The 12,632-nt window shown below is 69.8% G+C and carries 8 protein-coding genes; 2 read left to right on the forward strand and 6 right to left on the reverse strand.

The annotated features are described in order from the left end of the window. Positions 1-113: 113 nt before the first annotated feature. Genes ADK60_RS30850 through ADK60_RS30860 form a run of 3 tightly spaced genes read right to left on the reverse strand, consistent with a single transcriptional unit; the run spans position 114 to position 3,740 of the window. Positions 114-1,787 (reverse strand): acyl-CoA dehydrogenase family protein, encoded by a 1,674-nt coding sequence (locus ADK60_RS30850; protein ID WP_053650313.1) that lies wholly within the window; start codon positions 1,785-1,787, stop codon positions 114-116. Then, a complete protein-coding gene (locus tag ADK60_RS30855) occupies positions 1,777-3,534 on the reverse strand; it encodes an acyl-CoA dehydrogenase family protein (RefSeq protein ID WP_053650314.1) in 1,758 nt (585 codons plus the stop codon). Before ADK60_RS30855 ends, ADK60_RS30850 begins: the two co-directional genes overlap by 11 nt. Next, the gene (locus tag ADK60_RS30860; protein WP_053650315.1) at positions 3,531-3,740 is read right to left on the reverse strand and encodes a hypothetical protein; all 210 of its coding nucleotides are present in this window, start codon (positions 3,738-3,740) and stop codon (positions 3,531-3,533) included. Before ADK60_RS30860 ends, ADK60_RS30855 begins: the two co-directional genes overlap by 4 nt. Positions 3,741-4,459: 719 nt before the next feature. Here ADK60_RS30860 and ADK60_RS30865 point away from each other — a divergent pair. Then, positions 4,460-5,263 carry an alpha/beta fold hydrolase gene (locus ADK60_RS30865; protein WP_053650316.1) on the forward strand — a complete coding sequence of 268 codons (804 nt, stop codon included), beginning with the start codon at positions 4,460-4,462 and terminating at the stop codon, positions 5,261-5,263. Positions 5,264-5,512: 249 nt separating this feature from the next. On the opposite strand, the gene ADK60_RS47890 is transcribed toward ADK60_RS30865, so the two are convergent. From ADK60_RS47890 to ADK60_RS30880, 3 genes are all read right to left on the reverse strand, one after another. Then, positions 5,513-7,930 (reverse strand): aminotransferase class I/II-fold pyridoxal phosphate-dependent enzyme, encoded by a 2,418-nt coding sequence (locus ADK60_RS47890; RefSeq protein ID WP_079008823.1) that lies wholly within the window; start codon positions 7,928-7,930, stop codon positions 5,513-5,515. Beyond that, entirely contained in the window at positions 7,930-8,949 is a 1,020-nt protein-coding gene (gene hppD / locus ADK60_RS30875; RefSeq protein WP_053650317.1) for a 4-hydroxyphenylpyruvate dioxygenase, read from the reverse strand. The genes ADK60_RS47890 and hppD overlap by 1 nt, the downstream gene beginning before the upstream one ends. Positions 8,950-9,024: 75 nt before the next feature. Next, positions 9,025-10,608: an MBL fold metallo-hydrolase gene (locus ADK60_RS30880; RefSeq protein WP_045940451.1), complete on the reverse strand. Its 1,584-nt coding sequence runs from the start codon at positions 10,606-10,608 to the stop codon at positions 9,025-9,027. Positions 10,609-11,560: 952 nt separating this feature from the next. Between ADK60_RS30880 and ADK60_RS30885 the strand changes: the two genes are divergently transcribed. Continuing rightward, entirely contained in the window at positions 11,561-12,631 is a 1,071-nt protein-coding gene (locus ADK60_RS30885; protein ID WP_045940452.1) for a MupA/Atu3671 family FMN-dependent luciferase-like monooxygenase, read from the forward strand. The last annotated feature ends 1 nt before the right edge of the window (position 12,632 follow it).

Below are 12,632 nucleotides of genomic sequence, written 5' to 3' on the forward strand. Positions count from 1 at the left end.
TCTCCCCCACCGGCGTCTCCAGGTAGTAGGACACCCGCTCCATCAACCACCGCTCGATGTCCTCGTCCGACACCCGCACACCCACTCCCCTGTCAGTCACCGAACTCCCTCTCTCATCCCGAAACACGACGTGCGGACAGGTCGAGGAGCCGCCCGTCCTGGAAGCGCTCGACAGCGATGTCGAACAGTGCCTGCTCGGCACTCGCGCGCTCGTCCGGAGTGAGCACCGGGGCGCCACCGAGGCGTCCGGAGAGCCGGTCGAGGATCCCGAGGAGCGCCGCCTCCTGCTGCCGGCCATCGCTGCGCCAGACCGCGAGCGCGGCGGCGGCGGCGATCAGCACCGTGTACCGGTCGGCCGCCGCGTAGGCCTCCGGGGAGGCTCCGATCGTGAGGTCCGAGGGAGCCAGTGCGGCGCACTGGTCGCGCAGCGCGAGCACCTCGTCCCTGAAGCGCACTGCGAACCGACCGACCGGGCTCCCGGCCGACTCGCGCTCGGCGGTCTCGGCCAGCACGCCGATCAGCCCGTCACCGGACAGCATGCCGACGGCGAGCCGGTCGAAGTCCAGCGGCGGCAGATCCGCGCCGAGGTCGAACAGCTGCTGAGCGGCGGCCGGGTCGGTCAGCCAGGACTTCCGCGCCAGCCGCGGCAGTTGCGGCAGGATCAGCACCAGGCAGGCGGAGCGCGAGATGTGGGCGAAGGTGGCCGGAGCGGCGTCCCTGACGAGCTTCTGGAACATCGCGTAGGAGCCCTCGCGGAGGTAGCCCTGGGCGCCCATGACCGCACGCAGATCCTCGAAGGCATCCAGCAGGATCCGTGACGTCAGGTACTTCACCGCCGGCGCGTAGAGCAGCGTGGCCTCCGGGGCCAGGTGCAGCGCCCGGAGTCCGACGCCGCAGAAGGCGTCGATGGCCAGGAGGTCGGCGAGAACGCGTGCGAGGGCGGTGCGCACATAGGGCAGGTCGGCGGCGAAGCCACCGTAGAGGCGGCGCTCGTGCACGCACTCCAGCGCCAGACGCAGGGCGGTGTCCAACGGACCGACGATGACGGCCGGGAGCACCACTCGGCTGAGCTGGTAGGCCCGCAGGGCGTTCTCGATGCCCTGACCGGGCCGGCCGAGCATCGCGTCGCCGGGGATCGGGCAGTCGGAGAACCGCAGTCCGCCGAGTTGCACTCCGTTCATTCCCGAGCTGGGGAACCGCGGCAGATCCAGCACGCGGTCGGCCGGCAACTCGGCCCGGGTGACGAAGAACTGGCTGTGGCTGCGGCTGCCGGCGGCCTCGCTGGTCCGGGCGAAGACCACCATGGCTTCGGCACGGCGCAGATTGGTGACGATCTCCTTGCGTCCGTTCAGCACCCAGCCGTCGTCGCTCGGAGAAGCAGCGCATTCGGCCTGCGCGAAGTCGTTGCCGTGGTCGAGTTCATGGAAGGCGGCCGCGATCCGGCCGCCCCTCAGCAGGATCTCGGACGCCTTCGTGCGCTGCTCGTGCGTGCCCGCGGACCAGATGTTGACCGATCCGAGAAGGGAGCTGAAGCCGTAGCCGAGGCCGAGGCAGGGGTCGCGTCGCCAGAGCTCCCGCTGCACTTCGGCAAGCCGGTCGGCCCGCACCAGCCGGCCACCGTACGCGGCGGGCACGAACTCGGCGTTCATGCCGTAGGCGTCCAGCAGGCGTTCGCCCTCGGCGAGCATCTCGTGCCGCTCGTCGGCGGCGAGGATGGCGGCGTAGCCGACCGGGTTGTCCGCATCCCGTGGGTTGCCGAACAGTGCGTCCAGTTTCTCAGCGCTCACGCGAGTCCTTCCCCTGCTGAAGCGATCGCGGCGCCGGCGCCCCGAACGGGGTGACGGGGGCACCGGTGGTCGCGGCGTCGACGATGAGACGGGCCAGCGCGCCGTCGAGCCGGTCGTCGCCGGGCGCGGCAACCGGCTGTGGCACCCGCAGTACCGCGGCGAGCCTGGCCAGCAGAGCGCGCAGCGCGGCCCGCACCCAGAGGCCGTCCTGCCACAGCGGTTCCGCCGCGTGCTCGGATTCACCCGTGGCCCACAGGTGCAGGCAGGCCGCACCCGCGTAGCAGAGTTCATAGGCGGCGGCCAGCTCGTAGGCGGCCATGGCGGGACGGGCGGCAGGCGCCACCTCGGCCATCCGGCCGTGCAGGTACTCGGCCATGGCGCGCAGTGCGACGGACTGGTCGGCGAGCCCGGTGGGGGCGGGCTTGCCGCCGATCGACTCGACGAGCGCCGGCAGTGCTTGCACGACCGAGCATCCCTGCCGGGACACCATGGTCAGTGCGCCACGGTCGACGGGTCGGACCGGGCCGCCGACCGACACGGCTTCGGCCAGTCCGTCCGCATCGACGGTGCCGGCGGCGAAGCCACGGACCAACTTGGGGAACTGCTGCACCAGGGCGGCGCGGTTCACCGGGGTGCTGCCGTCGAACACCGCCACGATCTGGTGGTCACGCCACACCTTCTGGAACGCGCCGTACTCGTAGACGTCGGAGAGGAAGGAACGTGCGCCGAGCAGTTCGGCGAGCTCCCCGAGCGTGTCGTCGACCAGGGTGGGCGCGAGTGCCTTCGCGACCGCCGAGGTCACACTCATCTCCGCAGTGAGGCTGTGGATCGAACGGCCGGCGACCAGCGAGGTCGCTTCGGCGGCCGTCAGCAGCGCAGCGCTGCGGGCCAGGACCGAGACAGGGAAGGGCCGTTCGGTCAGCGGGCGCTTCTGGATCACGCGCGCCGCGGTGAACCGGGCCGCGAGACGCAGCGCGTGCTCACCGGCGCCGAGGGAGAGTGCGGTGCACATCGTCCGGGTGAACTGGAGCGCGAGCAGCACCGTCTCCAGGCCGCTTCCCTCCGGGCCGATCAATGCGTCCGCCGACAGCAGCGCACCGTCGAACTCGATGCCGGAGATGTCGATCCCGCGAATGCCGTGCGTCAGTACCTTCGGCAGAGTGCGCCAAGTACCCGGCTGCAGAACTTCCTTGTCCACAAGGAAGAGGCTCTGGCCACGCCCGGATCCGCCCCGGCCGGTGCGCGCGAGCAGAGTGACGCAGCTGGAGCGGGTGGCGTTGTTGATCGGCCACTTCACGCCGTCGACACGGTAGCCGTCAGGCTCCGCCGTGGCGGTGACGGAGCCGCTCAACAGGTCGGCGCCGTGCTCCGGCTCGGACAGCGCCCAAGCCACCGGGCGGCCTGACATCACCGCGTCGGCGGTGGCCCTGGCCTGCTCCGGGCTACCGGCGATCCACACCGGGGCCACGCCCAGGTACGTCTTGGCGTGGGCCGTCACTGCACTGATGTCACGGCGAGCGGCGGTGCGCCAGAGCCGGATCATCTCCTCGTGGTCGAACAACGCGCCGCCCCACTCGGTCGGCACGTAGTAGGCCGGCATGCCGAACCCGTCGAGGCGGGAACAGAAGTCCGCGGGAAACTGCTCGTTCTCATCGAGTTCCACGGACCGGCGAGCCGTCTCGTCGAGCATGCCCAGGGCTTCGTCGAGGGCCGCCTCGATCCCGGCCTCCGCGCGGGTGGCGGTCACGTGAGGTCTCCCGCCGCCAGGCGCCGCACCCTGGGGTCCGGTTCGCGCGACGGGGTGAGCCGCACCGGCTCCGTGAAGCCGAGGCTCCCGTTGTCCTCCCCGGCAGCGCCACGGGAGACAGTGGGAACGGCTCTCGCCGGGTCAGGCGCGATCCGCGCGTCGAAGGCAGCCCCCAGGCTCTGGTAGCCGCCGAGATCGTCATCCATGGTGTTCCCCTAGGCTGCTGCTCCGTCAGTCACTTCTGATCCGGGGGTGCTGCGCACCGTTCCGGCTCCTGCCTCAGCCGAGATGCGGCCGGCCGCCTCGCGTCGCCGTCCGGGCCGGACCGCTCGCGACGCGCATCATCGGCATCGGTTGCGTCGGCATCAGGGATCATGGCGAGGCCGCCGACCACTATGCCCCAACCCTCGTCGCTCGGTAAGTGGCGCAGTGCACGCGGACCCTGAACACCCAGATGGTGCAAAAGTGCTGGAACGCAAGGGTGTGCGCTCCCGGACGAGTGCGCGCGGGTGTCCAACTGCCGCACACCATCGGTTGAACATCCGGTCGCCCGGCGAGCGGGACCGCGTCGCTGGCGCCGATGTCAAGCCATGACTCGTGAACAACCGTGCTTCGAGGGCCCGTTGCTGTCGGATCCGCGGGTGACTGCCCGATTCGGAGGTGCTCCTCGGAGCGCAGGCTCGACCGTCCGGCATGAACGGTCCAGTCTGTTCCACCTTTCCGACAATGCCGTGCGACTGTCGCGGCGCTACGCGTCGCAGGTGGGTCGCGCGCCTGCGCGAGTCGGGGATTCCGGCGGAGCGGACCCGGCCGTTCCTCGGGTTCCTGGCCTCCGGGGCCGCGGCGGTGCCAAGGTGGGTGCAGCGGAGCCGTATCGACGGGCCTCCTCCACCTCGATTCCCTCTCCCCCAGGAGTCCCGACACCATGCCCCAGGTGAGCACCAACGGCATCCGCCTCTCGTACCAGCGCTCGGGCCGCGGCGAACCCGTCCTGTTCATCATGGGTTCGGGGGCCGCGGGCCGTGTCTGGACGATGCACCAGGCTCCGGCCGTCATCCAGGCCGGCTACCAGGCGGTCGTCTTCGACAACCGGGGCATCGGCGGCTCGGACGCACCGGAGGGCAGGTACTCGCTGGCCGACATGGTGGCTGACACCAAGGGGCTGATCGAGGCGCTGGACCTCGGCCCGTGCCGGATCGTCGGGTACTCCATGGGCGCCATGATCGCCCAGGAGCTGGCCGTCGAGGCCCCTGGTCTGGTGCGCTCGGCGGTCCTGATGGCGACCAGGGCCCGGTCCGACGCGATGCGCCGGGCGATGCTGGAGAGCGAACAGCTGATGCGGGAGAACGGTGTCCGACTGCCGCCCAAGTACGAGGCGGTCCGCACCGTCCTGGAGATGCTCTCCCCCGCCTCGCTGAACGACGACGCCGCCATCCGCTCCTGGCTGGACATCCTCGAACTGACCGGCAACGGCAGCAACACCGCCGACGGCCAGGCTTGGGCAACCCAGACCGGCGACCGGCGCAAGGCACTGCGCGCGATCACGGCGCCGTGCCGGGCGATCGGTTTCGCCGACGACCTGATCTGCCCGCCCCACCTGGTCGCGGAGGTGGCCGACGCCATCCCCGGCTGCGACTTCGTCGAGATCCCCGATGCCGGACACCTGGGGCACCTGGAGCGACCGGAGGCGGTCAACGTCGCGATCACCGAGTTCCTCGCCAAGTACTGACGGTCCCCCTGACAGCACGGGGGCCTCGCACGAGCCTGTTCGCCCGCCCGGCCGTCGGCCCGGGCGCCCAAGCCGGGCACGCAGTTCGCGGGTGGCCTCGGTGCCGGAGCACCGGGCGACCACCCGGCAGGAGGCCGGGTGGTCCGGGTTGCCGTACTGCTCGGGTCAGAAGCAGCGCCTCGGTGATCGACCAGCAGGTGAAGGTCGGCGCCGGCACGGGCAGCCCCCTCCGGTTCGGGCGCGGACGGCTCAGTCGCGGTCCGTCCGGGACTGGGACTCGATGAACCGCGCCAACCGCTGGACCCCGTCGGCAATCCCCTGGTGCGTCAGGTAGCTGACGGACAGCCGGACGGCATGTTCGCCACCGCCGTCCGGATAGAAGTAGGACATCGGGGTCCAGATCACACCGAACTCCTCGGCCGAGCGGATCAGTGCCGCGTTGTCGGCCCGGAACGGTACGGTGAGGCTGAGGAAGAAGCCACCGGTGGGCTCGTTCCAGCGCACCCCGAGGGCCTCCCGCTCGGCGGCCGGGAACTGCTTGGCGAGCTCCTCCAGGGTGACCCGCATCGCGTCGCCGTAGTAGGCGGCGGTCTCGCGGTTCAGCTCGGAGGTCCGACCGTCGGCCGCGAGCAGCATGCCCGCTACCACGGCCTGGCTGACGGCCGAGGTGTTCACCGTGACCATGCTCTTGATCTTGGCGAGCTCGTCGGCCAGCAGGCCGGTGCGGCCGTCGGCATCCACCACCGTCTGGTCGGCCACCACGTAGCCCACCCGGGCACCGGGGAACAGCGTCTTGGAGAACGATCCCAGCTGCACCACCCGCCGGTGACGGTCCAGGGACTTCAGCGTGGGCAACTGCTGCCCCGGGCTGACCATCCGGTACGGGCTGTCCTCCAGCACCAGGATGTCGTGACGCTGTGCCAGGTCGAGCAGGTCGAGCCGGGTCTGCAGCGGCATCGTTGTGCCGGACGGGTTGGAGTGGTCGGGGATCACGTAGAACACCCGGGGACGACGGCCGCGGGCCCGCTCGGCCAGGACGGCCGCTTCCAGATCGGCGCAGTCGAAGCCCGACTCGCGCTCGGCCACGGCGGTCGGGGTGACGTCCAGCAGTCGGGCCGCGCCGGTGATCCCCACGTAGCAGGGGCTGGAGACCAGCAGCACGTCCTCGGGTCCGGAGATCAGCGCCCGCACGGCGAGGAACATCGCCTCCTGGCACCCCACCGTGACCACGATGGACTCGGGGGCGACGTCGGTGTTCTCGTCCTTGCGCAGCGAGTCCGCGATCAGCTCGCGGATCTGGCCGCTGGTCGGGCCGTACTGGAAGAGCCCGGAGCGTACCTGTCCGGGCGAGGCGCCCTGCGCCTCCAGGTGGTCGAGGTAGCGCCGCAGATGGGTGAAGATCTGCTCGGTGTCGAAGAAGCCGTCGTACGGGCGGCCGGGGGCGAACGAGATCGCCTGCGGATAGCGGGTGGTGACCTCGTTGAGGAAGTTCATGGTGTCCAGCACCGGGTCACTGACACTGCCGTGCAGCTCGGCCTTGCGCAGCCCGGCGGCCGGCGTGGTCCGAACCGCGCTCGGCGCCGGGATGGCTTCGGGTTCCGCGCCGACCAGCGCGGGACCCGCCTCGGCAACCGACGGGGTCCCGGTGAGTGCCATGGCTTCGACCAGCTCCTCGGTGATCAGCTCAAGCAGGTGCGCCGCGCCGTTCTCGCCACCGACCGCGAGGCCGTGCAGCACCGGACGGCCCAGCAGCACCGCGTCAGCGCCCAGGGCCAGGGCGGCCAGCACGTCGGCACCGCGGCGGATGCCGCCGTCGACCAGTACCGGGCACACCCCGCCGACCGCCGCGGTGATCTCGGCGAGCACGTCCAGAGTGGCCGGGGCACCGTCCAGTTGGCGGCCGCCGTGGTTGGACACCACGATCCCGTCGACCCCGGCGCGCAGTGCCGCCCGGGCGTCGACCCCGCTCATAACTCCCTTGACCAGCACCGGGAGTGAACTGATCTCACGCAGCCAGTCGATGACCGACCAGTCGAGCGCGGGATCGAACTCGGTGAGCGCGTGTGCGCTCGGGGAGGCGTAGTCGCCGCCGGCCAGGTTGGCCGGCACCATCCCGTCCGGCAGCCGGAAGTCGTTGCGCAGGTCGCGCAACCGGCGGCCGAGCCGGGGGGCGTCCACGGTGAGCACCAGCGCCTCGAAGCCGGCCCGCTCGGCCCGTTCCACCAGCTGCCGGGTGGTGGAACGGTCCCGGAAGCAGTACACCTGGAGCCAGAGCGGCGCACTGGCGGCCTCGGCGATGGACTCGAAGGTCCGGCCGGCGAAGGTGCTCACCACCAGCGGCAGTCCGGCCCGGCCGGCGGCCCGCGCGGTGGCCACCTCGCCCTCCGGATCAGCCAGGGTGTGATAGGCCATCGGCGCCACCGCTATCGGCGCCGGCCAACTGCCGCCCAGCACGGTGGTCCTGGTCACAGGCACCCCGGATCCGGACAGCACCCGCGGCCGCAACCGCACCCGGTCGAACGCCGCCAGATTGGCCGCCAGGGTACGCTCCTGGCCGGCGCCACCGGCAATGAAGTCCCAACTCCCGTGGTCGAAACGGGCCTTGGCGGCTTCCTCGTAGTCCTTCAGAGTGAACAGTCCGGTGGCCCCGGGGCCTTCCGTACCCATCACGAAGTCAGCCGATCGCGCTCCACCGCTTCGTACAGGGCTCGGATGTTGGCGCTGCCGAAACCGCGCGAACCGTTGCGCTGGATCAGCTCGAAGAAGAGCGTGTTGCGCGGGTAGGGCGAGCGGGTGAAGATCTGCAGCAGGTCACCCCACTCATCGCGGTCAGCCAGGACTTTGGTCTCGCGCAGCTCCTCGACCTGGGCCTGCAGACCGCCGAGCCGCTCGCCGAGCATGTCGTAGTAGCTGTCCGGTGTGTCGAGGAACACGACACCCCGCTCACGGCACTCGTGCACCGCGGTGATGATCTCACCGGTGCGGAAGGCCAGGTGCTGCGCCCCCTGGCCGCCGTTGCGCTCCAGGAAGTTGTCGAGCTGCCCGGGCTCCTTGCCGGGGTCCGGTGCGACCAGGGTGAAGATGGCGCTTCCCGAGTCGCTGCGCACCACGATGGAGTCCATCGCCTGGGCGCCGACCGCAACATACTCCGAGGAGTAGCGGGAGAAGCCGAAGGCATCACGGTAGAAGTCGGCGTACTTCTCCAGGGCGCCGCCCTCGAGGCAGACCGCGATGTGGTCCAGGCCGGTGACCCGACCGGTTGCCGCCGTCGCGGTGACCCCGGGCGTGAGAGACCAACTACGACTGACGGGAAGGCCGTTGACCATCGACCCGGTCGGCAGCAGGGTGTGCACGACATCTCCGAAGCCGGACACGACCGGCAGGCCCTGCAAGGAACGCGTCACCGTGGCGCCGGCCGACTCCGCCGCCGCGGCGGTCGCCGCCACGTCGTCACAGGTCAGCGCGATGTCGGCGATGCCGTCGCCGTGCTGCTCCAGGAACCTCACGATCCCCCGCCCGGAGGTGACCACCAGGCGGACATCACCCTGCTGCAGGAGCACCGAACTCCGCTCCGGCTCAACCGAGTCGGCCACCCGGGTGAACCCCATGGCGGACACGAAGTAGTCGACGGCCGTTACCGCGTCTCTCGTGTACAGCTCGACATAGCCGATGTCGTGGACAGCCATGGAAGTACCTCCAACAGGGGCTGGGAGCGGAATTCGGTGAGGGTTCGCCTGGATCCTGCGGTCAACCACGGGCTGCTACCAGCGCCACTGCTGCTGCTTGAACAGGTGGCCGGCCGGGATGTCCTGTTCCTTGCACCAACCGAGGAACTCCTCGATCTGCTTGATCTGGTAGGTGTCCGGCGTGTAGGTGGTCGCCATCACGTGACCCAGCCAGTCCTCCTCGCCCATCGCGTAGATCCAGGCCTCCTTCGCGCCCAGCTCGACCATGATCGCGGCGGCCTGCTCGGCGTTGGACCCGGACAGCTTGCGGGAGTTGCTCATCTTCTTGGTGACCGGGATGGTCAGCAGTGCCTGGTAGAGCCAGGTGAGCGGGGCGCCGTCGCACTCCATGCCGAGGAAGGCGTAGTCGGCGGTGCCCAGGTGGTTCTTGATGTAGCGGTAGAGCTGCGGGTCGATGCCGGAGGAGTCGGCACCGATGAAGACCTTCTTGCCCGCCAGCTCGGCCCAGTAGGTCGACTTGGCGCGGATGTCCAGGTCGCAGTGCTCGCCGAGGAACGGGGTGGCGGTGATCTTCCCGCCCGGGAACTCGACCTCGTCGAAGTCGTCGACCTCCACCACGTCGAAGCCCTGGTGCTTGAGCATCAGCGCGATCGACGGGTCGGCCAGGTTGCCGCGGGAGTAGCGCGGGCAGACGATCCTGCCGACCCGGCCGCGCAGCTGCAGCAGGGTCTCCATGACGATGTGGTCCTGGTGGCCGTGGGTGATCAGCACCAGGTCGATGTAGTCCGGCAGGTCGTCCAGCGTGTAGCGGTCGCCCGCGTCGCTGTCCGCGCTGATGAACGGGTCGGTGACGATGGCGGCTTCGGGCGTCTGCAGCACCAGGCAGGCGTGGCCGAAGTAGCGGATCCGGCCACCGGAATCGATGTGGCGGTCCTCGTTCAGGGCCGGGGTCTCGCTCAGCATGGTGCGCAGAACGGCCGCCTGCTCGTCGTTCAGCTCCAGGGCCTCACGCAGGTGGGCCAGCGTGGTCGGCTTGACGCGGGCCTTGAACAGCTCCGTCAGACCGGGGTGCCGGAACGGGATGTCCAGCTCCAGCACGTCCTCGGAGGGCAGCCGCGGAGTGCTCAGGATGAACGGGCGCTCGATGCCGGTCTCGAAGGAGAGCTGCACCGACTGGCGCGACTCCTGGTAGTACGGGCTGCGGTAGAGCACCGGCTCCATGAAACGCAGCTGCGCCTGGTTGTCGGTGTCGTAGGCCAGCTCGACCAGACCGCCCAGCTCGTCCGGCAGTTTCGGGTAGAGCGGAGTCAGGTCGAAGCCGGTGGCGTTGGCCCGCAGCAGCTCCTGGCCGGCGGCGATCGCCTCGGCGAACTTCAGCATGTCCGCCCGGTCCCGCTTGATGGTGGCGAGCAGCTCGCGCACCTCCTCGGCGCGCTCCTCCGGGATGTTGATGAAGTAACCGCCGCGCAGCTCCGGGTTGTTGCTGGCCGCGACATGCACCTGCGGGGACTGCAGGTACGACTCGAGCAGCGGGACGTGCAGGAACGCCAGGTTCATCGCCGCCTGCACCGGCGCCATGGTGTGCGGCTGGGCGACAAACCGGTCCACCAACGGCTCGATAATGACCTTGGACCGCAGAAACAACTGCTCATCAGCCATCTGCACACCTTCTCGGGAAAAACGACACCATCAACAGGGCAGCCGCCGATTCGTCGTGCCCGTCCCACCCGGACGCGGCAGCGAATCGCGGAATCATTAAACGCCGGAGAACAACAAGAACCTGAAATCAAGTCATTGAGGAGGGGGCGCTCACCTCGCCGCCCGCATGGGCGACATCAGCAGAATGGCTCGGCAGGCACCGTCGATCAATACGTGTGCCTTGCACAGCACGGTCCGTTGCAGACTCGGCGCAGGTACCGTGCTCGGCCGTACAGTTCAACTGCGGCAGTGCGACAGTTGAACACCCTCGGCCGGAGGCCGCCCCGACAGTCGAATGTGCTCGCACCGTCTCTCCAGGAGCCCCGTTCGGGGAAAGTACGGAACCGAGCACGCCGCGGCCCCGATCATCCGTCCAACTGCGGCCCGGCACCGGTTGAACGGGGCACTTCGCACCGTCCGCGGTCGGTCTTGATCCACGTCGCGCATGGTGCCAAGGTGGCCGCGGCAGAGCGTGCCGACGCTCGATGGCCGAGTCGCCGCCACTGCCGAGCGGGACCAGGAGGAGGCGCACCAGCCACTACGGTCCATACGCGCCACCATCCGGTCCTCGAACTTCCACGAGAACACTGACGGGACATCACACATGGCGATGGAACCCCCGGCACAGCCAGGTGCTGTCGACCTGGTGGGCCTGTTGACGACGACTCGGTCACCGGACAGCGGGTCCGAGCAGGCACCGTGCGCAGAGTCCTGCAGTACGCCCAGCGGTACCGCTCGGCACTGATCCTGCTCATGGGCCGCACTGTCGGCTTCTGAAGCCACCCGTCTGCTGGTTGCCTTCGGTTGGATTCCCACGATCGGCGGGATCCGGCCCGCCGGGTGGTCAGGCGCGGCGACCCGGCGTCCTCCTTCACCCAACCACACACCACGTGCACACGATCCGGAGACGCGGATGGACTTCAGCCTCTTCTACTTCGCCAACAACGACACCGAGCAGCAGGACTGCTACCGGCTGCTGCTGGAGGGCGCGCGCTTCGCCGACGACAACGGCTTCACCGCGGTGTGGACCCCGGAGCGCCACTTCCACGCCTTCGGCGGGCTCTACCCCAATCCCGCGGTCACGGGCGCCGCGGTCGCCGCGGTGACCAAGCGGGTGGCCGTGCGGGCCGGCAGCGTGGTGGCACCGCTGCACCACCCGATGCGGATCGCCGAGGAGTGGTCGGTCGTCGACAACCTCTCCAACGGGCGGGCGGGGGTGGCGATCGCCTCGGGGTGGCATGCCGCCGACTTCGCGCTGCGCCCGGAGAACTACGAGACCCGCAAGAGCGCGCTGATGGACACGATCGACACGATTCGCCGACTGTGGCGGCGTGAGTCGATCGAACTCGTCGACGGCGCGGGCGAGTCGGTGTCGCTGAAGGTGTTCCCGCCGCCGGTCCAGCCCGAGCTGCCGATGTGGCTGACCACCGGAGGCTCCCCGGCGACCTTCGAACTGGCCGGACAGCACGGCATGGGCGTCCTCACCCACCTGCTGGGCCAGGAGATCGGGACGCTGGCGAAGCGGATCGCCGAGTACCGGGCGGCATACCAGGAGCACCAGGGCGACGTGGGGCGCGCCCACGTGTCGCTGATGCTGCACACCTTCGTGGGCACTGACCGCGAGGCCGTACGGGAGACCGTGCGCGAGCCGTTCTCCCGCTATCTCGCCAGTTCCTTCGACCTGCTGGTCAAGGCTGCCGAGGCCGCGGGAGCCGACGGTGCCGCGATGATGCGGGAGATGAAGAAGGTGAGCGAGGAGGACCGCCGTTTCCTGGTGTCCCAGGCCTTCGACCGGTACTTCGAGACCAGCGGCATGTTCGGGACCGTCGAGGAGTGCATGGCGATGCTCAAGCAGCTCGCCGACGCCGGCGTGGACGAAGTCGCGTGCCTGGTGGACTTCGGCGTGGCGACCGACCAGGTCGTGGACGGCTTCCAGCACCTCGCCCGGCTGCACGACACCTGGCGTGCGCACACCGGGCGCTGAG

This window comes from Streptomyces sp. XY431 (genome assembly GCF_001279805.1).
Lineage (GTDB): Bacteria > Actinomycetota > Actinomycetes > Streptomycetales > Streptomycetaceae > Kitasatospora > Kitasatospora purpeofusca.

Excerpts from the sequence above, each read along its gene's own strand:
- ADK60_RS30885 (WP_045940452.1), top strand. The coding sequence starts at position 11,561 with ATGGACTTCAGCCTCTTCTACTTCGCCAACAACGACACCGAGCAGCAG.
- ADK60_RS30860 (WP_053650315.1), bottom strand. The coding sequence starts at position 3,740 with ATGGATGACGATCTCGGCGGCTACCAGAGCCTGGGGGCTGCCTTCGAC.
- ADK60_RS30880 (WP_045940451.1), bottom strand. The coding sequence starts at position 10,608 with ATGGCTGATGAGCAGTTGTTTCTGCGGTCCAAGGTCATTATCGAGCCG.
- hppD (WP_053650317.1), bottom strand. The coding sequence starts at position 8,949 with ATGGCTGTCCACGACATCGGCTATGTCGAGCTGTACACGAGAGACGCG.
- ADK60_RS47890 (WP_079008823.1), bottom strand. The coding sequence starts at position 7,930 with ATGGGTACGGAAGGCCCCGGGGCCACCGGACTGTTCACTCTGAAGGAC.
- ADK60_RS30865 (WP_053650316.1), top strand. The coding sequence starts at position 4,460 with ATGCCCCAGGTGAGCACCAACGGCATCCGCCTCTCGTACCAGCGCTCG.